Genomic DNA, 22228 nt, shown 5'->3' with positions numbered 1-22228 from the left:
TCGTGGCTTTAGCCGTTCCATCTCCCGCCTCATCGACAGCCGTTCCAGTCGTTCCTGTTCGAGACGTTCTCCTCTTTTTGCGGCATTCATTGCCCGCTGCGGCCAAGCAAATAGACGATCGACCGGTAGCGCTGGCTGTAGGCGTCAATATCACGAATGCCGGCAATATGCTGCAAGACGACGCGCTTGCCTTCCACCCGTTTCGCCTCGGCGAGCTCCACCGCTTCCGCCAGCCGCTCTTGGCTAAAGACGATGCACTCGATGTCGCCGCGCACATCCGTTTCCCCAATCGCCTCAATCAACCGATCGACGCGCAACCCAACCCCCGTCGCCGGCGCCGGGCGCGAGAACTTCGCCAGCAAATCATCATACCGCCCGCCGTTGCCGATCGGGAATCCGACTTGCTCGGCGTACACGTCAAATAAAATGCCGGTGTAATAGCTCATATGGCTGACAAGCGCCATATCGAGCTTCACCGCCTCGGCCACCCCATACGTCCGAAGCGCTGCCATGAGCGCCGCCAGCTCGTCAGACGCCCGCCGCCCCTCCTCGCTTGTGACGAGCGTTTTCGCCTGTTCGATCACGTCCGTTCCGCCGCGCAAGGAAAGAAGATCCAACAGCCGCTTTTGATCGATCGACGAAAGCGGCCACGACTTCACATGTTCGCGGTAACCGACGTAATTTTTCTCATATAAAAAACGGCGCAATACACTCGCCCGCTCCTCATTCCCTAAAATCTCCAAAAACAGCGCATTGACATACCCGATATGGCCGATGGCCACCGAAAAGCGGCCCAACCCCACGCGCTTCAACAACGCGACCATTAAGCTGATGACTTCGGCGTCGGCGGCCACCGTGCCGTCGCCGATCAGCTCGACGCCGATCTGCTCAAACTCCGCCGGCCGACCGCCCTCGCGCTGCTGGGCGCGGAACACGTTGGCGTTGTACGCCAACCGGAGCGGATTGCCGTCGTCATAAAGCCTTGACGCCGCCACCCGGGCGATCGGCGCCGTCATATCGGGCCGAAGCACGAGCGTATGCCCTTGCTGATCGAGGAGCTTAAACAGCCGATGATCGGCAATCGCCGACGCCGCCCCGACCGTTTCATAATACTCAAGCGTCGGCGTTTCGATAAACTCGTACCCCCAGCGCTCAATTTCTTCCGCCATCACCGAGCGCACTTGCTTTTTCAACTCATATAAAAACGGCAGCGTATCGCGCATGCCCAACGGTTTTTCAAACATGAACAGCTTTTTTGCCATGTCCCCACGCCCTTTATCGAAATACTTCAGGAAATACTTTAGTTTGCTAATATGGTAGAGAAGTGAAGTTATTAGTAGTTTACTCCTTTGCGGCCACAGCGTCAAGGGGAAAACGCTTTGCCAATAACAAAACGGACAAGATCGCTTCAAAAAACTAGAAGCGCTTGTCCGTTTCGTTCCACACGGCATAGGCAGTGATCTGCACTCTAATGAAAATAGCGGCGATCCATCTTGCCAAAATCCCCAATTCTCCTTTTTTGTTTCTTTCCTTTTTTCCTATTCCAACATGGAAAACCGCCCCCGTTCAATCGGAAGGCGGTTCACTCCGGCGAACGATGCGCATCGGGCAGCCGGCGACCATCGCTCCGGGCGGGACGTCTTGATGAACGACCGTGCCGGCGGCGACGACGGCGCGGTCGCCGATCACCACGCCGGGCAAAATGGTCGAGTTCGCGCCGATCATCACCTCATCGCCGATCACGACATCGCCGAGGCGGTATTCGTCAACCAAATATTCGTGGGCGAGAATCGTCGTGTTGTAGCCGATGACGCAGTTGCGGCCGATGCAGATTTTTTCAGGGAAGAGAATATCTGGCATGACCATAAAGGCGAGCGCGGTTTGCTCGCCGATGTTCATGCCGAGAAACGTGCGGTACAGCCAGCGTTTTAGCGGCAAAAACGGCGTGTAGCGCCCGATTTGAATGATGATGACGTTTTTCAGCACTTTCCAAAACGATACGGTGCGGTACAATTGCCAGAGCGAGTTCGCTCCTTGGACAGGGTATTTGGTCGTTCGTCTCACCGGGAGGATGATTCCTCCTTTCATTCGTTGATGCCGACAATGGCGAGCAAGTCGCTCATTTTCTCGAGCATATAGTCCGGTTCCTGAATCCGTGACAAAACATCTTTACAATGGTCGCAAACCGTTGATACGATAAGAGAAAACGACGTTGACGATTCTTCATCAAGTAGGTGATATGATGAAAGATTTCCCGATTCGGTTTGTATTGACAGATGAAGCGATTACCCCAAGTGCTGGGCTTGCTCTCGTTGGCTACTTACTCCATCGAACGAAACTGGATAAACGGGTAAACGCACTTCGGCTTCCAACGGTTCGTCGAGAAGTGCACATTTCCCATAGCGATGTCATTCGCTCGATGATTGGCTTGCTTGCCACAGGAAAAACGGATTTCGATCATATCGAAGCGTATCGTCAGGACGATATCTTTTCGGCATCGATGGGGATTCAGCACGTGCCTTCCTCTCCAACCTTGCGACAACGACTCGATCAGCTCGCTTGTCTTCCGATGACCGAAACGATTCTTTGGGAGGAGTCCATACGTCTGTTGATTCAACGACATGCCACTTTGTCCCCTTGTTGGACCAAAGGAAAGACGACATGGCTTCCCCTTGATATAGATGGTTCCCCATTTGACAACTCCGATACGAAAAAAGAAGGAGTCAGTCGAACGTATAAAGGATTTGACGGTTTTACACCGTTGTTTGCGTATGCAGGGAAGGAAGGGTATCTCGTTCATGCCGAGTTGCGTCCAGGGAAACAACATGTGCAAGACAACATGCCCTCGTTTTTAGTCACCGCTATCCGTCGAGCTCGTCAACTGACTTCATCTCGTCTGCTTGTTCGCATGGATGCAGGAAACGATGCAGAAGCGAATGTGCACGTATGCCTAAAGGAAGACGTGGACTTTGTCATCAAGCGAAACTTACGCCGAGAATCGAAAGCGCTTTGGTTCCAGATCGCTTCGCAAAAGGGCAGACGCGTCGATGATGGACAAAGCGAAGGAGTACAAACCTATGAGCTATGCCTTCCACAGAAGGCAGCGATCGATGGAAACACGTATACGTACGTTCAAGTCACCCAAGTGACGGAACGGACGATGGAACGCAATGGACAGCTGATGCTCGTTCCTGATTATGAAGTGGAAAGCTATTGGGTGCGGCTCAAAGGATACGAGCATGTTCGAATGAGCGATGTGCTCGCGTTGTATCATGACCATGCGACATGCGAACAGTTTCATAGCGAACTGAAGAGCGACTTAGATTTAGAGCGGCTTCCATCTGGGAAGATGAAAACGAATGCGCTCGTGTTGGTCATGGGAGCCTTCGTTTACAATCTTCTTCGTCTGATTGGACAAGATCTATTAAGCGATCCGAGACATCCGTTGCACCACAAAGTGAAACGCCGTCGCATCAAGACGATTATTCAGACGGTGATCACGATGGCAGGTCGACTCGTCCGCCGATCACGACAGATCTGGATGAAACTGACGCGAAGGAGTGGGTACAGTATACTCCTACTGAATGTGTATCAAAAATGGAAAGAGGCAAGATAACAAACAGATGTTCGGGTACTCATATCCATCACTCCCCCCTGTACTTTTTTTGTCTCTTTTTTGGTTTGTATCTCCATAAAAGAGGATTTATCTCGTTTTCAAACATGAAAGTGGTGCAGGGAATCATCAAAAAAAGGGATGTATGGATCATATATCCATAGAACTAACACCAAAATCAAAGTTGATTTCCAACCATCACGGATTCAGGCGGTTTATATTGTTCCAAATATTGGCGCCCTTTAATCGCCCACGCGACGCCGGCTGTTTTGACGCCGGCGTTTTTGCCGGCCAACATGTCGTGGTAGTTGTCGCCGACCATGAGCGCTTCGTTCGGTGTTGACTGCAGCACCTCAAGCGCCTTGTAAATCGGCTCGGGGTCCGGCTTTGGCCGCGTGACGTCATCGAGGCCGATGACGCACGAGAAAAACGGCGCCAACCGCGTTTTTCTTAACCCCATTAGGGCGGTGTCGTGCATTTTCGTCGTCACGACGCCGAGGCGGAAGCCATGGCGGTGGAGCGTTTCGATCGTTTCATACACGGTGTCAAACTCGCGAATCAGTTCGTCATGATGAGCGTGGTTGAACGTGCGGTACGTCTTCACCATCTCCTCGACCCGTTCCGGATCGAGCGAGCCGAACGTTTCATAGAGCGACGGGCCGATGAACGGCAGGACGTCCTCACGTTTGTAACGGCCTGGATAGTACTTCTCCAACGTATGCAAAAACGACTGGATGATGAGCTCGTTCGTATCAATCAATGTGCCGTCAAGATCAAACAAAATGGTGCGAATCGTCATGAAGCAGCTTCCTTTCTCATCGGGTGTTCAAAGCGGCGCCAAACGAACGCCACCGCCATTGTCAGCAATACGGCCGTCACCAAGCGGATGAAAAGCAGCGGCCAAACAGAGATGCCAAGCGGGACGAAAATGAGCGTATCTTCGACAACCGCATGGCAAGAAACGAGAAAAATAAACGCCAACGTCAAATCGCGCTTCGAGACGCCGTCTTCTTTCGCCGCCTGAATCATCACTCCCGCCCCGTACGCCAAGCCGAACACAAACCCGGCGGCGAGCGTGAGCGATGTGTTCGCGCTCATGCCCAGCATCTTCGTCACCGGCGCCATCCAGCGCGAAGCGGCTTCGATCCAATGGCGTTCTTTCAACACTTGAATGATCGTCATCAATGGAATGACAATCGCAACCAGCTGGACGATGCCGGTCGCCGCTTTTTTCAGCGCCGCCAAGATGATCTCTCCCCAGCCGGACGGCGAGGCGGCTTCAGGCGAGACAAACCCATATTGAGCGAGTTCCTGCCCCCCATCCCATAGATGAGCGATCAACAAACTGGAGACAACGGCCAAGCCAATGCGCACGGCGAGCATGAGCCAAACGCTCATACCCGTCCGCGAAGCGACGGAAGACTCGACGATCAAGTTATGAGAAAAGGAAAGCATGACCGCGAGAATGAACACTTCCTTCACCGTCAACTCGATCGTCAGCATCGCCCCGATCGCCGCGTACAATCCAAGCAAATTGCCGAGCACAAGCGGCACGGCCGCGTCGCCGGATAAGCCGAACCACTTCATCAGGGGAGTGACAAGGTCGATCAACCATGAAAATAAAGGGGTCGGCTGCAACAGCGCTAAAATGAGCGTCACTGGAAAAATGATTTTGCCGAGCGCCCATGACGTCTTCAGTCCGGCGATGACGCCGCGCTGCAATGTTCCTACCATATCTCCTCTCTCCTTCGCTTGTCTTCATGCCGCCGTGTGACCTTTTCACCACACGCCGCCCCTCTTTTTCCCTAGTCATCCGTCAACGGATAAGGACGGCTATTCGTCTTGATACCTTGCTTTTGCCCATCCTTTCGCCCGGCGCACGATCCACAGTACGATCGACAACACGATCAGCGTCACGGATACGACTTGGGCCGCGCGCAGACTGCCGGCCAGCATCAAGCTGTCGGTGCGCATCCTTTCAATCCAAAAGCGGCCGACGGAATACCAAATCAAATAGGACAAAAACAGCTCGCCGCGCCGCAAGTTGACGCGCCGAAGCCAAAGCAAAAGACAAAAACCGGCCAAATTCCAAAGCGATTCGTACAAAAACGTCGGATGCCAATAGCGCCCGTCAATGTACATTTGGTTGATGATCCAATCCGGCAAATGCAAATTTTCAAGAAACTGGCGCGACACAGGGCCGCCATGCGCCTCTTGGTTCATAAAATTGCCCCAGCGCCCGATCGCCTGGCCTAAAATGATGCTTGGTGCGGCAATATCGGCGAGCTTCCAAAACGACAGCCCGCGCGCGCGGGCGAACACCACGCCCGTCGCCACCGCCCCGATCAAACCGCCGTGAATGGCGAGGCCGCCTTGCCAAACTTTTGGAATCTCTGACAAATGCTTTGAATAATAGTGCCATTCAAACAACACGTAATACGCCCGCGCGCAGACAATGGCGATCGGCACGGCAAACAGCACTAAATCGACAAACGTCTCTTTCGGCAAGCCGAGCCGCACCGCTTCGCGCGTCGCGAGCCATAGCCCAATCAACACACCGGTGCCGATAATGACCCCATACCAATAAATCGTAATAGGACCAAGGTGCAAAAACACGCGGTCGAGCGGCTGAATCGTCGATTCCATCGTTTCCACCTCCTATGCCCCATGCCCAAACGAGATCCATTCCTTTGACGCAAGAAACGCCGACGATCAGTCGTAATCGTGCTCGCCGTCTTCGATGGCGTCGCTCAATCGCGCTGAAAACTCCTCAACAGCGTTGACCCCGAGCCGCTTCAGACGGAAATTCATCGCCGCCACTTCGACGATGACCGCCAAGTTGCGCCCTGGGCGGACCGGAATCGTCAATTTCGGCAATTCCGTGTCCAAAATTTTCACTTTCTCTTCTTCCAACCCAAGCCGGTCGTACTGTTTGTCCGGGTCCCACAACTCCAAATCGATGACGAGCGAAATGCGCTTATGCGTCCGCACCGCCCCGGCGCCGAACAGCGTCATCATGTTGATGATGCCAAGTCCGCGAATTTCGAGCAAATGTTCAATCAACTCGGGCGCGCTACCGACGAGCGTATCTTCATCTTCTTGGCGGATTTCCACACAGTCGTCGGCGACCAACCGATGGCCGCGTTTGACGAGCTCCAGCGCCGTTTCGCTTTTGCCGACGCCGCTTTTGCCCGTGATCAACACCCCGATGCCGTACACATCGACCAACACCCCGTGCACCGCGGTGGTGGGGGCGAGCTTGCTTTCCAAATAGTTTGTCAATCGGCTTGACAGGCGGGTCGTTTTCATCGTCGAGCGCATGACCGGCACCGACTGGCGCTCAGACGCTTCGATCAGCTCCGGCGGCACCTCAAGTCCACGCGAGACGATGATCCCTGGCGTAATGTCCGTGCAAAGCCGTTCCATCCGCGACTTTTTTTCTTCCGGCGTCAACGTTTCATAAAACGACAGCTCCGTCCGTCCGAGCAACTGCAGACGCTCCGCCGGGTAATAGGCGAAATAGCCGGCCATTTCAATCCCCGGCCGCGACAAATCGCTTGTCGTAATCGGGCGGTAAATGCCCTCCGCGCCGCTGACGAGCTCGAGCTGGAACTGCTCAATGATGTCTTTCGTCCGCACTTTTGGCATACGTCGCCTTTCTCCCCTTTCTTCATCTTTCTTCCATTGTAACACGTTTCGTTCCGCCCTTGAATGGAAAACATCGGGGAAAACAAAACAGGGACGGCTCACCCCGTCCCGATCAAGCCAAACACATCAAACCGAAACGATCTTCACCGCATCGTTTCTCCCATTGCAACCCCTTGCCGCATTCGCCATCTTTTCACACGATCACGGAAAACCATGGCGCCACCGGCCTTCCGATGGATCACGCCCCGTTACGACCGGTTGTGGAGCGGCTCGATCACCGCTTTTTGCACAAGCAAATGGAAAAACGACAAGACGATCGACGCAAGCAGCGCCGTACCAAAGCCGCCGATTTGAAACGCATCGCCCATCAGCCCTGCAGTCATCATGAGCGTGATGGCGTTAATGACAAACAAAAACAAACCGAGCGTCAACACGGTCACCGGCAGCGTCAACAAGATGAGCACCGGGCGAACGACGGCGTTGAGCACCGCCAAAATCACGCTCGCCAAAAACGCCGCGCCGATGCCGCTGAAGTGAATATCGTCAAAATAGCCGTCAATCGCCATGAGCAACACCGTATTGATCAACACACCGATCAGCCAATTGAGCATTTCATCACCATCTTTATTCGAGTCTCGCGCCCGCCGGCCACACCTTGTTACAGTCCCAAAGAAACGGGGCCACGGCATTCGCCGGCAAACGGGCGCTTTCTCTTATTTTAACACTTGAATCCCTTTTATGACATTCCAAACAATGACAACAAGATTCACCGCCCCAGCAACGAGGAACCCAAGCCAGACGAGCCCGCCGCCAAAAAGAAGCGATTCCCCGCCCCAATGGCCGAACAGCACCGGCGACGCGGCCAACGCAATGAACAAGAGGATCGTAACGGCCGGAATCAAATGCGACACGAGCGACCGCTTCGCATGGCGTTTGACTTCAAGATCTTCGACAACAAAATAGACGACAATCGGCAAAATGAACGGCGCAAAAAAGACGCTGAAATAACAAAGCGCGGATAACACTTTGTTCGTCGACAATCGGCAATCCCCTTTCCAAGTTTCCTTTACCTGTATATACGACGGCCGCTGGTAAAAGTTTTCTTCCGACGGCAAAAAAAAGGCGGCGGCCGCCGGTGTCCCAAGCGGCGGACAAAGCCGCAAAGGCCTTTACGCCTTCGCCGCTTCATATTGCGCCTGCATGCGCGCCCGGTCGCGTTCGAGAATCGGTTTTAAGTAGCGGCCGGTGTGCGATGCCTCGACCTCGGCCACCTCTTCCGGCGTGCCGACGGCCACGATTTGCCCGCCGCGGTCGCCGCCCTCTGGGCCTAAATCAATAATATAGTCCGCGGTTTTGATGACGTCCAAATTATGCTCGATGACAAGCACGGTATCACCGTTGTCGACGAGTCGATGGAGCACGTCAAGCAGCCGGGCGATGTCATCGACATGAAGCCCGGTCGTCGGCTCGTCCAAAATGTAGAGCGTCCGGCCGTTGGAGCGGCGGTGAAGCTCAGCGGCGAGCTTGACGCGCTGCGCCTCGCCGCCGGAGAGCGTTGTCGCCGGCTGACCGAGCTTCATATACCCAAGCCCGACGTCATAGAGCGTCTCGAGCTTGCGTTTGATTTTCGGGATCGAGGCGAAAAAGTCGAGCGCATCTTCGACCGTCATGTCCAAGACATCGGCGATGTTTTTCCCTTTATACGTCACCTCAAGCGTTTCACGATTGTACCGTTTGCCGTGGCACACTTCGCACGGGACGTACACGTCCGGCAAAAAGTGCATCTCAATTTTGATGATCCCATCGCCATGGCACGCCTCGCAGCGCCCGCCTTTGACATTGAAGCTGAACCGCCCTTTTTTGTAGCCGCGCACTTTCGCTTCGTTCATTGAGGCAAACACGTCGCGGATGTCGTCAAACACCCCGGTGTACGTCGCCGGGTTCGACCGTGGCGTGCGGCCGATCGGCGACTGGTCGATGTCAATCACTTTGTCGAGATGCTCCAGCCCGCGGATGTCGCGATGCTCGCCCGGCTTGGCTTTCGCCCGGTTGAGCTTTTGCGCCAGCGCCTTATACAACACTTCGTTGACAAGCGTGCTTTTGCCCGAGCCCGACACCCCGGTGACAGCGACAAACGTGCCGAGCGGGATGTTCACCGATACGTTTTTCAAGTTATGCTCGCGCGCGCCGACCACCTCAAGCCAACGTCCGTCCGGACGGCGACGCTCGGCCGGAATCGGGATGAATTTTTTTCCTGACAAATACTGGCCGGTGAGCGAGTTCGGATTGTCCATCACCTCTTCCGGCGTGCCGGCGGCGACGACCTCGCCGCCGTGAATGCCTGCCCCCGGGCCGATGTCAATCAAATAGTCCGCGGCTAGCATCGTATCCTCGTCGTGCTCCACGACAATGAGCGTATTGCCGAGGTCGCGCATGCTTTTCAACGTCGCGATCAAGCGATCGTTGTCGCGCTGATGAAGCCCGATCGACGGCTCGTCGAGGACGTACAGCACCCCCGTCAGCCGCGAGCCGATTTGCGTCGCCAAGCGGATGCGCTGAGCCTCGCCGCCGGAGAGCGTGCCGGCTGAACGGCTGAGCGTCAAATAGTCGAGGCCGACGTTTTGCAAAAAGCCGAGCCGGTCGCGAATTTCACGCAAAATAAGGCGGGCGATTTGCGCCTCTTTTTCGGTCAACTCGAGCCCGTCAAAAAAGGCGAGCGCCTCGGTCACCGACATGGCGGTTACCTCGCCGATATGCTTGCCGCCGACAAGGACGGCCAGGCTTTCTTTTTTCAGCCGGTAGCCTTGGCATGTCGGACACGGTTGTTCCGCCATATACTTTTCCATCTGCTCGCGAATGTAATCGGAGCTTGTCTCCCGGTAGCGGCGCTCGATGTTGCGAACGACGCCTTCAAATGCGATGTATTGTTCACGCACTTGGCCAAAATCGTTCGTATAGCGGAAATAAATCGGCTCACCGCCGCTGCCGTACAAAATTTTCGCGAGCTGCTCTTTCGGCAACTCCTTCACCGGCACGTCCATCGGGATGCCGTAGTGGCGGCACACAGCTTCGAGCAGCTGCGGGTAGTATTGCGAGCTTTGCGGCTCCCACGGAGCGATGGCGTGTTCTTTTAACGTCAGCTCATCGTTCGGGATGACCAAATCGAGATCCACTTCGAGCTTCACCCCGAGCCCGTCGCAGTCCGGGCAGGCGCCGAACGGACTGTTGAACGAAAAGAGGCGCGGTTCAAGCTCCCCGATCGAAAAGCCGCAGTACGGACAAGCGTGCTTTTCGCTGAACAAGAGCTCCCCCTCGCCGATCACGTCAACGACCACTTTGCCGTCGGCGAGCTTCAGCGCCGTCTCCAACGAATCGGCAAGCCTTGATGCGATGCCGTCCTTGATGACAACCCGGTCGACGACGACATCAATCGAATGTTTTTTGTTTTTTTCCAGCTCAATGTCCTCCGTCAACTCGCGCATCTCACCGTCAATGCGAACGCGCACATACCCTTGTTTGCGAATATCCTCCAATGTCTTGGCGTGCGTCCCTTTTTTTCCCGAGACGATCGGCGCCAAAATTTGCATTTTCGTCCGCTCCGGGTAAGCAAGCAGCCGGTCGACCATTTGCTCGATCGTCTGCGATTGGATTTCAATGCCGTGCGTCGGACAAACAGGGCGGCCGATGCGGGCGAATAGAAGCCGCAAGTAATCGTAAATTTCTGTCACCGTGCCGACGGTTGAGCGCGGGTTGCGGCTCGTCGTTTTTTGGTCGATCGAAATGGCCGGCGACAATCCTTCAATCGCATCGACGTCCGGTTTTTCCATCTGCCCTAAAAACTGGCGGGCGTACGCCGACAGCGATTCGACGTAGCGTCGCTGACCTTCCGCGTAAATCGTATCAAACGCCAGCGACGACTTCCCCGACCCGGACAGCCCGGTCAAGACGACGAGCTTGCCGCGCGGGATTTCAACGTCAATGTTTTTCAAGTTGTGGGCGCGCGCCCCTTTGACAATGATTTTCTCCATTCCGTTCACCCGGCCATCATCCTTCCGCTTTCAATTCGAAAATGACGTCGCGCAGCTGGGCGGCCCGCTCGAAGTCGAGCGCTTTGGCCGCCTCTTTCATCTCCGTCTCGAGCGTTCGAATCAGCTCTTCCCGCTCTTGTTTCGTCATCGCTGCCGCCGGCTTCGCCTCGTACATCTCCGTCTCTTCCGCCGCATACGTCGCGCGGATGACGTCGCGAATCTCCTTTTTCACCGTGCGCGGCACGATGCCGTGCTTTCGGTTGTACTCTTCTTGAATCGCGCGGCGCCGCTTCGTCTCTTGAATAGCGATTTCCATCGATTTCGTCACTGTATCGGCGTACATGATCACATGGCCGTTCGCGTTGCGCGCCGCCCGGCCGATCGTCTGGATGAGCGAGCGCTCCGAACGCAAAAACCCTTCTTTGTCGGCGTCCAAAATGGCGACAAGCGACACTTCCGGAATGTCCAATCCTTCCCGAAGCAAGTTGATGCCGACCAGTACATCGTATTTGCCGAGCCGCAAATCGCGGATGATTTCAATGCGCTCGAGCGTCTTAATTTCCGAATGCAAATACGCCACCTTGATCCCCGCTTCTTTTAAATAATCGGTCAAATCCTCCGCCATTTTTTTCGTCAGCGTCGTCACGAGCGTCCGTTCATTCCGCTCGACGCGCTCATGAATTTCGCCGATCAAATCGTCGATTTGTCCTTTTGTCGGACGGACGTCGATCGTTGGGTCAAGAAGCCCGGTCGGGCGGATGATTTGTTCGACAACGCCCGGGCTGTGCTCGAGCTCGTACGGCCCCGGCGTCGCCGAGACGTAAATAATTTGATGGATTTTTTGCTCGAACTCTTCAAACGTGAGCGGTCGGTTGTCGAGCGCCGACGGCAGACGGAAGCCGTGGTCGACGAGCACTTGCTTGCGCGCCCGGTCGCCGTTGTACATGCCGCGCAGCTGCGGCAAGGTGACGTGTGACTCATCGACGATAATCAAAAAATCGTCCGGAAAATAGTCAAGCAATGTATACGGCGTCGATCCCGGCGGCCGCAGCGCCAAATGGCGCGAGTAGTTTTCGATGCCGGAACAAAAGCCCATCTCGCGCATCATTTCCAAATCATAGCGCGTCCGTTGCTCCAGCCGCTGCGCCTCCAACAGCTTTCCTTGGGCGCGCAGTTCGGCGAGCCGCTCCTCAAGCTCTTGTTCGATGTTTTGAATGGCGAGCCGCATTTTCTCCTCGCGCGTGACGAAGTGCGACGCCGGGAAAATGGCGACATGCTCGCGCTCGCCGAGCACTTCGCCCGTCAAGGCGTCCACCTCGCGGATGCGCTCGATTTCATCGCCAAAAAATTCGACGCGAATGCAATGTTCATCGCGCGACGCGGGGAAAATTTCGACCACATCGCCGCGGACGCGGAACGTGCCGCGCCGAAAGTCGATATCATTGCGGTCGTATTGGATGTCAACGAGCCGCCGCAGCAGCACGTTGCGCTCGATTTCCATCCCCACGCGCAATGAAACGACAAGCTCGCGGTATTCTTCCGGCGACCCTAAGCCGTAAATGCATGAGACGCTGGCCACGATGATGACATCCCGGCGCTCAAACAACGCCGACGTTGCCGAGTGCCGCAATTTGTCGATTTCATCGTTGATTTTCGCATCTTTTTCAATGTACGTATCCGTCTGCGGCACGTACGCTTCCGGCTGATAATAATCGTAATAGCTGACAAAATATTCGACGGCGTTGTGTGGGAAAAACTCTTTCAGCTCGCTGTACAATTGACCGGCGAGCGTTTTGTTGTGGGCGATGACAAGCGTCGGCTTGTTGACTTGGGCGATCACGTTCGAGATCGTAAACGTTTTGCCCGTCCCCGTCGCCCCAAGGAGCGTTTGATGTTTCACACCCCGCTGCAAGCCGTCCACAAGCTTGGCGATCGCCTGCGGCTGATCGCCTTGCGGTTCGTACGGCGACACTAATTGAAAACGGCCCTCCACCGTTTCGCCTCCTTCTTCAATCCATCTTTCCCCATTGTATCATATCCTCTGCGCAGATGCACAAAAAACGCGAACTGGTATTCGTTCCAACCTGCACAGCGATTTCCATTCCGTCAGGCCGCTTCCAGCTGCATAGATAAAAAAGCGGACCGCTGCAGATGGGTCCGCTTCTCTGTCATTTCTTTAAGTTGTCCAACATTCGCCCCGCCAACAGAAAACCGGCAATCGTCGAGGCGATGTCGGCGACGATTTCGTGCAGCTCGTCCGTATACCCTTTGGCATACGAGGCGACAAGCAAGGCAACGGTCAACAACAACGCAATGTAACGGTTGTACGTCACCCGCGCAAACAGCAGCAACAAAAGGCACGGGATGATAAGGGCCGCGAGAAACCACATACGTCTAGTCTCCTTTACGACACAGCTTCGGACGCCGAAGAGCCTCGTTGATGAACGAACAGCAGACCAAGTTCGTGGTGGCCGTCTTCATACACCGCTCCTTGAACGAAGCGGATCTCGCCGTTATGGCTGATGACTTCCAGCTTGCAAAACGCGCGGTTGCGCTGGAGCGCCTCGTAAAACTCGGCCTCAGTCTGCACTGGAACGCCGTTCGCTTTTACAATCACTTCACCAATGCTTAACCCCATTTGTTCCGCTTTGGAATTCGGGAGCACCCCGACGATCACCACGCCTTGCGGATGGCGGGCAAACCGGGGCGGGCGGGCGCGGTCGGCGCGGTGACCGGAAAAGGCAATCCACTCCCGCCCAATGATGGCTGCAGCTCCTGCGGCAGCCCCTAGCAACGGATGCCATAATCCGAAGACGGCCAGCACGGCGACAAGCCAAGCGAGGCGAAGCACGCGCCGCCCTTCTTCACGAGCTGCTTCCGCCGGCAGCACGTGCTGCCGGCGCTGCGAAAAGCCGAGAAGAAACGGCACAAGCCAAAACGAATAGCCGTCCCCAGCTGGAATGAGCGGCCACCACGAAACCGACGGCAACGCGCCGTCGGATATCGGCAGCACGACCGGCACAAACCAAAACCGTTGCGTCCACTGCATGCCGACAATCATTCCACGTTTGCTTCTCGCAAGCTGCGGCGAGGCCGCCCCATTTCGCGAGCGGAGAATCAGCCATCCTTCCGCCAACAGCAACAACACAAGCAGGGCGGCAAGCGCCCCTCCATCCGCCGCACCGTCTGACAACAGATGAGCGGCAAGTCCGCTTGGCCCCGCCAAGCCGAGCAAGACGAGCGCTCCGCCCACTGTATAAGCCGGTGAAAGGAGGCGCGCCTCCATCGTCAGGCCAAGCAGGATCGTCAACCCCGTCACCGCCCACACCGCATCCGGCGGCAACGCGAGCCCGATGCCGGACGCAATGACAGACAGCACAGCGCCCGCAACCCATCCCCACGTCCAAAGCCCACGCCATTCTTGCCCCAGCCGATAGACGCGCACATGAAAATCGCGGCGCTCCCGCTTCACCCGCCGCCAGCCGGCACCCCAGGCCAACAGCAGGCCGTAATACAAGAGCGGCTGCCGCCACACATCGGCGACGCCTTCCAACCATTCCAATCCCCAAGTTGCCATCCGCCTTCCCCCTCGCTTCGTTCCCCATTCTTTATCTTCTATTCTACCAAATGACTGGGACAAATCCCATGCCTGCCGCCATCTTTTTTGCCTGAATGGCGAATTTGCGCTGTTTTCCACTTTCTTTGCCGAATGGACACTAGTTTTGTCGCCCGGGCAGGATTTCTTATGCCAATGAAAAAAGGGATATAGAAGAAGACAAAAAAGGAGGAGTGGAACGATGGAGTTAAAAACACCCGACGTTGCCGCCCGTCTCGGAGTGTCGCCAAAAACGATCCAGCGCTGGGTGCGGAAATACAACATTCCGCTGCAAAAAAATGAAGCCGGCCACTACTTGTTTGACGAAAAAACGATCGCCCTGCTTGAGCGGGTCAAATTTGAACAAGGCGCCGCGCTGGAAACGCAGCCGAAAGCAGAACCGAAAACACCGCCGGCCCCTAACCGTCCTTCAACATCGCCGCCGAACGTTCCTATTCATGCCCTGTTTCAAGAATATGTCGGACCGGAAATCAGCCGCGTCTCCCTGCGCCTTGATCAACTCGAGCAGCAACTGGAACAAAAAGCGGATGACGTCGTTTCCGTTCAATTGCTGCACCACCGACGGGAGATGGAAGAAATCACCGCCCGCCTGACCGCCTTGGAACAGCTCGTCGCCCGCCTCGAGCAACAGCTGAATCACCAGCCGCCCGCCCCGCACAATCCGTCCGAAGAACCGAAGCGGAAACGGCGCGGCCTCGGGCGGGTGATGAACTTGTTTGTCTAACCGCGCAAAGGCACAATCAGCCCCACCAAACAGGCAACGAGTTTATCGTGCGCTCTGCCTTAGGCAGGGCGTTTTTTCTGCCCTTCCTTATGATCCGTCCTTTTCCTTCTCTTCACTGCTTCTTTACTCTTTTTTCATTCTTTTTTAATCATCGTTCTTTATAATGTATAATGTCCCGTGTTGCCAATGCTACACCTGTCCAAAAAGGGGGAGCAACAAGTGAAACAGATTGAACGCAGGGCCATCGCCGCTTCCTTTCTTATCTTAGCGCTCTATCTTTCCCCGCTTTACCTTCTCGGCGAGCATGCTCACATTCGTGTCCATGACAATATGGACTCAAACATCGCCTGGTACCGCGTGCTTGCCCGAAGTGGACAATTGTTTGGCCCGCTTGACGCCGTGATTCCGCAAGTGATCAACGGGTTGCCGCGCAACGCCTTCGGCACTGAATTCAGCGGCATCGTGTGGCTGCACGCTTTGTTTCCCTCCATGGTGGCGTACGCCATCAGCCAAACGATCACGAGGGTATTCGCCTTTTTAGGAATGTATTGGCTGCTCAGGCGCCACTTTTTGTCTTCACCGGAATCATGGCTCATTCGCGTCGGGGCGGCGCTTGCTTTTGCGCTGACACCGTTTTGGCCGTCCGGCATGTTAAGCACGCTCGGCATGCCGCTGGCGCTTTGGGCGTTTCTGTCGATCCGCAACGGAGAAGCGACATGGAAAGAATGGCTGGCGATCATCTTGCTTCCGTTTTACGCCAGCTTTGTGCTCGGATTTTTCTTTTTCCTCGCCGCGATGACGGCGGTGTGGCTGTTTGACGGCGTTGTCCGCAAGCAATGGAACAAGCGGTTTTTCGCCGCGATCGCCCTCATGACCGGCATCTTTTTGGCCATCGAGTACCGCCTCGTGTACTCGCTTGTCTTCAGCGGCGAACCGACGAGCCGGAACGAGTTCCTCTCCTCGCGGCTCAGCTTCGTCCATTGCCTTCGTTTAACGTTGAAAAATTATGTGCTCGGCCATACGCATGTGATGACCGTCCATGGGCCGATCATCTTGCCGGTGCTTTGGGCAGCGTTTTTTCTCGTTTTGCGCCGCCATCAGCGCGGGCCATTGGAGCGACGCTTCCTTTTGTTGTTTTGGTTGAACATCGCCTTATCGGCTTGGTATGCGTTTTGGTTTTACAAAGGGTGGCAGCCGCTGAAAGAACGAATTTCCCTTTTGAATACGTTCAATTTCGCCCGCTTCCATTTTTTGCGGCCGATGGTCATTTACATCGATTTTGCCTTGGCCTTGCAAATCTTAGCCAAGGAACGGACCGCATGGCGGCGCCTCGTGCCGATCGCCTTGGCGCTGCAGTTGCTTTTGCTTGGCGGGTTTAATGAAGAAATCCGCTATCGCTTCGCTGGCACCCCATCGTTCGAGCAGTTTTATTCCGAACATTTATTTACCAAAATCAAGCAATACATCGGCAAGCCGGTATCGTCCTACCGCCTCGCCAGCGTTGGACTTCACCCGGCCATCGCCCAATACAACGGGTTTTATACGCTCGATACGTACAACAATTTTTACCCGTTATCGTATAAGCGGAAGTTCCGCCGCATCATTGCCAAAGAATTAGACAAAAGCCCCGTGCTGAAAGACTATTTCGACCATTGGGGCAACCGCGTCTATTTGTTTTCGGCAGAGCTCGGGAAACATTACATGTTCACGAAACGCTCGCATAAGGTCATCCGTCATTTCGAGATCGACACAAAGGCGTTCAAACAGCTTGGCGGCAAGTACATTTTTTCCTCCGTTCCGATCGAAAACGCCCGCGACATCCATCTCCGCTTCTTGCGGGCGTTCACTGATCGACAGTCAGTCTGGAAAATTTATGTGTACGAAGTGGAGTGAAAGGGAGGCAAGAAACATGGTGGACAAACCATTGTTAGCCATCGTCGTCCCCTGCTACAACGAAGAAGAAGTGCTGCCAGAAACGGCCCGGCGGCTGACCGCTTTGCTTGAGCAGCTGCTCGAAGAAGGAGCGGTCGCCATCGGCAGCCATATCGTGTTTGTCGACGACGGCAGCCGCGACCGGACATGGGCGCTCATTGAAGAAGAAAGCGAGCGAAATCCTTTCGTGGCGGGCATCAAGCTCGCGCGCAACGTCGGCCATCAGCGGGCGCTGCTCGCTGGACTCGAAACGGTTCGCGCGTACGCCGATTGCGCCGTATCCATTGACGCCGATTTGCAAGACGATGTGGAGGCGATCCGCGAATTTGTGCAAAAATACCGCGAAGGATATGACATCGTGTATGGCGTGCGGCGGAGCCGAAAGACAGACACGTGGTTCAAGCGTACGACCGCCCAAGCCTTTTATCGGTTCATGAGGGCCATCGGAATCGAGCTGATTTACAACCATGCCGACTTCCGGCTGATGAGCAAGCGGGCGCTCGATGAACTGAGCCGTTATACGGAAGTCAATCTCTTTTTGCGCGGGTTGGTTCCGCTCGTCGGCTTCCGCTCGACGTGCGTCTTTTACGACCGGCATGAGCGGTGGGCTGGACAGTCGAAATACCCGCTCAAAAAGATGCTTGCCTTCGCCTTTGACGGCATCACGTCCTTGAGCGTCGCACCGATTCGCGCCATTACGCTCATCGGTTTTTTGGCCTTTCTCGCGAGCGGTGCAGCCGGGCTGTACGCCCTCATCAGCAAACTTCTCGGGCACGCCGAATCAGGCTGGACGTCGCTCATGATCTCCATTTGGTTCATCGGCGGGCTGGTGCTCATGAGCCTCGGCCTCATCGGGGAATACATCGGCAAAATATATCAAGAGGTGAAACGGCGGCCCCGGTTTGCGGTCGAAAAAACCGTGCAGCTGCCGCTTCCATCAGAAAAGGAGAAAACACCAGCCCATTTGTAGGAAGCCAGCGATAGTCCACAGGCAAATCAGTCACAAAGAAAAGGGTGCCTCTTCGTTGTCAGAGGCACCCTTTTCTCTTTACTCGTCATCATTGGCTCGCTCGCGACGGAAACAACACGCCAAGCGCTTTTTTCAGCTGCACATCATGCTTCGGATCGCGGACGGCTTCCATGATTTTCGTTTGCAGCACATCCGCCGTCGTCTCATCGATTCGCCCCGTAACCGGGAGCTGATTCGCTTTTTGGAACGCTTGGACGGCTTGCTCGGTGTCTTTGCTGAAGTAGCCGTCCGTGCGGCCCGGGTTGAAGCCAAGCCCTTTGAGCATTTTTTGCGCATTGGCGATTTGCTCGTCGTTCATGTCATACCGAAGCGGTTTTTCGACATGAAGCGGAGCGACGTGGAAATAATCCGGCTGCGCCACCGCGACATCCGGCTTAATCCCTTTTTTATGGATCCAATGCCCGTCTGGCGTCAGCCATTTGTACAGCGTCAATTTGATGTTGCTGCCGTCGCCCATCGGGATCGCCTGCTGCACCGTCCCTTTGCCGAACGTTGCCTCGCCGACCAGCTTGTAGCCGCCCGCTTCCTTCATCGCTCCGGCCAAAATCTCTGACGCCGATGCGCTTCCTTTGTCGATGAGCACGACGATCGGGTATGGCTTTTTCGCCGTTAAATCGGAATAAAACTTTTGCCGATCGCCATCGCGTTCTTCAATTTGCACATATGGTTTGCCTTTCGGGATGAGTTGCTTCAAAATTTCCTCAACGCTTTGCAAATAGCCGCCCGGGTTGCCGCGCACATCGATGATCAAGCCATCAATATGTTCGGCCTCAAGCTTCGCCAGTTTCTTTTTAAAATCGGCGGCCGTGTTTTCCGAGAATGATGTAATTTGCAAATAGCCAGCCTTTTTGCCTTCATACGTTTTGACCGACTCATACACCGTCTGAATCGGAATTTCGTCGCGGACGACTTTGACTTTCATCACGTTTTTGACGCCCGGGCGCAAAATGTCAAGCTCCACTGTCGTCCCTTTTTTGCCGCGGATTTTCAATACCGCTTCATACAAGTCAAGCCCCTCTAGGCTTTCCCCGTTCACTCGCAAAATTTGGTCGTTCGGCTTCAGCCCCGCTTTTTCCGCCGGCGAATTTTTGATCGGAGCGACGATCGTCACCTTGCCGTCGATCATGCTCACTTCGGCGCCGATCCCCTCAAACGACGAGTCGAGCGACTCGTTGAACTGCTCCGTCGTTTCCGCATCCATGTAGACGGAATACGGGTCATGGAGCGTGTTGATCATCCCTTGAATGGCGCCTTCCGTCAGTTTTTCTTCATCCACTTTCTCCACGTACCGATTCTTAATGAGCTCATAAGCTTGTCGGATTTTTTTCATCTCTTCGCTGTCGTTCGTCGACTTGGACGGCTCATTCGAAACAATCGTCGAAAGCGAGCCTTCCATCGGGCGGTCCGCCAACTGAAGGCCAGCGTACGTCCCTCCCGCCCCAATGAGCATCGATATGGCCATCAATGCGGCCGTCGTCGATTTTTTCACGTTGCTTCCTCCTCACCCTAAACCTGCCCTTTCCATTGCCTGCAACAGAAGGGAAAGGGGGTCTCTTCTCGTTCTCCTTCGGCGAAACAAGCGGATGCCTCTGACGCCAATGAGAAAAGGAAAAGCACCGCCCAAACGCCGTGCCATGCCTTTATCTCCATCATATGTTAGGCTTGTACCGAGTATGATCATTCGTTGTCTATCCTTTACTAGTTTACACGCTCCTTGTTGATTTCTCAACTCATACAGAACGGAAAAAAGAGGCACCCCTCGCCCTTGGCGGCGAACGATGCCTCTTCTTGATTCGTCTTCTTGGCACGATCTAGGAGGGCGGTGAAAAACGGCTGATTCCCTTACTCAATGGGGGGAATGGGCGAAAAGCAGGATCGATGCAACAAGGTTTTTCTAATTGAGAAATGACATGGTAAAGCCGTATTCACGATTAAATCACCAGCCTCCTAGAATGGAAGCCAAACCAATGAACCGCACAAAAACGAAACGCTTTCACCCCTCTTTTGGCAAGTCGATGAGCATCAACCGCGATCCTTTGTTCGTTGCGAGGCCAAGAACCGGCGTTTCCGTGATGCGGGCCGCATCGCGCCGTTCGAGATGGGCCTCGCCGTTTAACGCCAAATCCCCCTCAATGACAAAGACAAAGATGTTCCGCCCTTCCGGCTGGGTAAACGTCAGCTCATGCCCGGCTTCCAAATCGGAAAGATAAACAGTGTACTAAGGTACAGAGTCAAGGGGGGATGTGGTGCAGCCAAACCATTTTCCTTGATGTCCAATCAATCAAAAAAATACGCAACTTGTCCGCCTCATAGACAGACAAGTTGCGTATAGCAGAATTTAGAAAGCGATGTAATTACGCGGATCGACCGCATTCGTTTTTCCTGGGTTCCAGCCGCCGCGGTGCAGTTCAAAATGAAGGTGCGGACCGGTCGAGTTTCCAGTATTGCCCATATAGCCGATGACTTGTCCTTTGCGAACGTGCTGCCCTTCGCCGACAAGACGCGCTTCTAAATGAGCATACACGGTCGTATAGGTTTGCCCATTAATCACATGGCTGACGAAAATGACGTTGCCGTAGCTGCTAGAATAGTAGGAGCGGAACACAATGCCGTCCGCTGCCGCGACAACTGGCACAACAGGAGCTCGCTTGCCAATGTCGACCCCGGGATGGAAGTCCGTTCCGCCAAACCGGTAGCCAAAGCCCGAGGTGATCGGACCGTTGGCTGGACGGGTGAAGGCCCCGCTCGACACAGGCGGTGTGCTGCCGCCTGATGGCGCTTCTTCTGATGACGATCCTCCATCGTTTGGCGCGGTATATGTACGTCCCCTCTGTTTCGCTTCTTCTTCGGCCCGTTTTTGCCGTTCGAGTTCGGCAAGCTGCTCTTTCACCGCCGCTTCTTGTTTGGCGATCAGTTCTTTTTCTTCTTCAAGCGCCATCTTATGATCATGCTCTTCTTCCTCTTTTTGCTTCAAATCGGCCATCAGGCGATTTTTTTGTTCCAGCTGGCCAGCCAGTTCAGCCTGCAGCTGCTTCAATTCTTGCAAATCCGCCTGCAGCTTGTTCCGCTTTTCGGTCAATTCTGTTTCCTTTTTTTCTTTCAGCGCTTTGTCCGCTTCCTGTTCACGGATGATTTGCTGGTCCGCTTCCATAATCGTGGTGACAGCGCTCATCCGGTCGATGAAGTCGCTGAAGCTTTGGGCGCCAAGCAATACTTGCAAGTAGCTGATCGCCCCGCCGCTTTCCTGAAGCGAACGCATCCGCCCTTTTAAAATTTCGTTCCGCTTTTCAATCCGCTCTTGAATTTCGGCAATCTCTTGTTTCAGTGTCTCGATCGCCTGCTCGGTTTCATCAATATCTTTGCTGACGTTGCGGATTTTGCCGCTCGTTTCGTCAATCGCCACGTTGAGTTTTTGAATGTCATTGGCAACTTGGCGCTGTTGCGAGCGAAGCGATTCGATCGTTTTTTGCGCCTCATTGATTTTTTGCTCGACATCGGACCGCTTCGAACGCAGCGAATTCATTTCATCTCGCTTCTGCTCGATGTCGCGCGTACTGACGGCGTTCGCTGCCGGCGGGAGAATGCCCAGCCCAAGCGCCCCGGCAACAGCGAGCGCCAACATGCGTTTCTTTTTCAT

Annotated in this window: 18 protein-coding genes and 1 pseudogene; 4 read left to right on the top strand and 15 right to left on the bottom strand. The window is 54.8% G+C overall.

The features are described 5' to 3' along the window. Positions 1 to 86: 86 nt before the first annotated feature. On the bottom strand, positions 87 to 1262 hold the full coding sequence (locus NSS88_RS10665; RefSeq protein WP_049625139.1) for an ATP phosphoribosyltransferase regulatory subunit: 1176 nt from the start codon (positions 1260 to 1262) through the stop codon (positions 87 to 89). A gap of 304 nt (positions 1263 to 1566) precedes the next feature. After that, a complete protein-coding gene (locus NSS88_RS10660) occupies positions 1567 to 2064 on the bottom strand; it encodes an acyltransferase (RefSeq protein WP_049625151.1) in 498 nt (165 codons plus the stop codon). A 178-nt stretch (positions 2065 to 2242) separates the two neighbouring features. On the opposite strand from NSS88_RS10660, the gene NSS88_RS10655 reads away from it, so the two are divergent. After that, on the top strand, positions 2243 to 3616 hold the full coding sequence (locus NSS88_RS10655) for an IS1380-like element ISGsp2 family transposase (RefSeq protein WP_012748994.1): 1374 nt from the start codon (positions 2243 to 2245) through the stop codon (positions 3614 to 3616). Between the two features lie 175 nt (positions 3617 to 3791). Here NSS88_RS10655 and ppaX read toward each other — a convergent pair whose 3' ends face one another. The 10 genes from ppaX to NSS88_RS10605 form a co-directional block, all read right to left on the bottom strand. Next, positions 3792 to 4412 (bottom strand): pyrophosphatase PpaX, encoded by a 621-nt coding sequence (ppaX, locus tag NSS88_RS10650; protein ID WP_341084419.1) that lies wholly within the window; start codon positions 4410 to 4412, stop codon positions 3792 to 3794. Further along, positions 4409 to 5347, bottom strand: a complete 939-nt coding sequence (locus NSS88_RS10645) for a nucleoside recognition domain-containing protein (protein WP_061580758.1) — start codon at positions 5345 to 5347, stop codon at positions 4409 to 4411. Before NSS88_RS10645 ends, ppaX begins: the two co-directional genes overlap by 4 nt. Positions 5348 to 5446: 99 nt before the next feature. Next, complete coding sequence (gene lgt / locus NSS88_RS10640; RefSeq protein ID WP_055359101.1) at positions 5447 to 6259, bottom strand: prolipoprotein diacylglyceryl transferase; 813 nt, start codon at positions 6257 to 6259, stop codon at positions 5447 to 5449. A 66-nt stretch (positions 6260 to 6325) separates the two neighbouring features. Further along, positions 6326 to 7261, bottom strand: coding sequence for an HPr(Ser) kinase/phosphatase (hprK, locus tag NSS88_RS10635; protein WP_055359102.1), 936 nt, complete (start codon positions 7259 to 7261; stop codon positions 6326 to 6328). Positions 7262 to 7509: 248 nt separating this feature from the next. Continuing rightward, positions 7510 to 7872: a phage holin family protein gene (locus NSS88_RS10630; RefSeq protein ID WP_033015030.1), complete on the bottom strand. Its 363-nt coding sequence runs from the start codon at positions 7870 to 7872 to the stop codon at positions 7510 to 7512. Positions 7873 to 7974: 102 nt separating this feature from the next. After that, positions 7975 to 8301 (bottom strand): DUF4870 domain-containing protein, encoded by a 327-nt coding sequence (locus NSS88_RS10625; RefSeq protein WP_049626245.1) that lies wholly within the window; start codon positions 8299 to 8301, stop codon positions 7975 to 7977. A 129-nt stretch (positions 8302 to 8430) separates the two neighbouring features. Further along, the gene (gene uvrA, locus NSS88_RS10620) at positions 8431 to 11289 is read right to left on the bottom strand and encodes an excinuclease ABC subunit UvrA (protein ID WP_341085389.1); all 2859 of its coding nucleotides are present in this window, start codon (positions 11287 to 11289) and stop codon (positions 8431 to 8433) included. Positions 11290 to 11305: 16 nt separating this feature from the next. Continuing rightward, entirely contained in the window at positions 11306 to 13282 is a 1977-nt protein-coding gene (uvrB, locus tag NSS88_RS10615; RefSeq protein WP_049625137.1) for an excinuclease ABC subunit UvrB, read from the bottom strand. Positions 13283 to 13457: 175 nt separating this feature from the next. Then, positions 13458 to 13679: a CsbA family protein gene (locus tag NSS88_RS10610; RefSeq protein ID WP_033012047.1), complete on the bottom strand. Its 222-nt coding sequence runs from the start codon at positions 13677 to 13679 to the stop codon at positions 13458 to 13460. Between the two features lie 14 nt (positions 13680 to 13693). Next, the gene (locus NSS88_RS10605; protein WP_033015020.1) at positions 13694 to 14866 is read right to left on the bottom strand and encodes a PDZ domain-containing protein; all 1173 of its coding nucleotides are present in this window, start codon (positions 14864 to 14866) and stop codon (positions 13694 to 13696) included. A gap of 220 nt (positions 14867 to 15086) precedes the next feature. Here NSS88_RS10605 and NSS88_RS10600 point away from each other — a divergent pair, with 220 nt between their 5' ends. The 3 genes from NSS88_RS10600 (at position 15087) to NSS88_RS10590 (ending at position 18531) form a co-directional block, all read left to right on the top strand. After that, a complete protein-coding gene (locus NSS88_RS10600) occupies positions 15087 to 15629 on the top strand; it encodes a MerR family transcriptional regulator (RefSeq protein ID WP_061580759.1) in 543 nt (180 codons plus the stop codon). Between the two features lie 219 nt (positions 15630 to 15848). Beyond that, positions 15849 to 17522, top strand: a complete 1674-nt coding sequence (locus NSS88_RS10595; RefSeq protein WP_341084410.1) for a DUF6044 family protein — start codon at positions 15849 to 15851, stop codon at positions 17520 to 17522. A 16-nt stretch (positions 17523 to 17538) separates the two neighbouring features. Next, a complete protein-coding gene (locus NSS88_RS10590) occupies positions 17539 to 18531 on the top strand; it encodes a glycosyltransferase family 2 protein (RefSeq protein ID WP_055359105.1) in 993 nt (330 codons plus the stop codon). A gap of 88 nt (positions 18532 to 18619) precedes the next feature. Here the strand turns inward: NSS88_RS10590 and NSS88_RS10585 are convergent, their stop codons facing one another. From NSS88_RS10585 to NSS88_RS10575, 3 genes and pseudogenes are all read right to left on the bottom strand, one after another. After that, complete coding sequence (locus NSS88_RS10585) at positions 18620 to 20080, bottom strand: S41 family peptidase (RefSeq protein ID WP_061580760.1); 1461 nt, start codon at positions 20078 to 20080, stop codon at positions 18620 to 18622. A gap of 504 nt (positions 20081 to 20584) precedes the next feature. Further along, positions 20585 to 20806 (bottom strand): annotated as a pseudogene (locus NSS88_RS10580) (pirin family protein); the annotation flags it as partial. Positions 20807 to 20929: 123 nt separating this feature from the next. Beyond that, positions 20930 to 22228 carry a murein hydrolase activator EnvC family protein gene (locus tag NSS88_RS10575; RefSeq protein ID WP_055359106.1) on the bottom strand — a complete coding sequence of 433 codons (1299 nt, stop codon included), beginning with the start codon at positions 22226 to 22228 and terminating at the stop codon, positions 20930 to 20932.

It is taken from the genome of Geobacillus sp. FSL W8-1251 (assembly GCF_038005945.1).
Taxonomy (GTDB): domain Bacteria; phylum Bacillota; class Bacilli; order Bacillales; family Anoxybacillaceae; genus Geobacillus; species Geobacillus stearothermophilus.
Note: the sequence above shows the minus strand (reverse complement) of the source record. Positions and strands in the feature narration are given on the sequence as shown.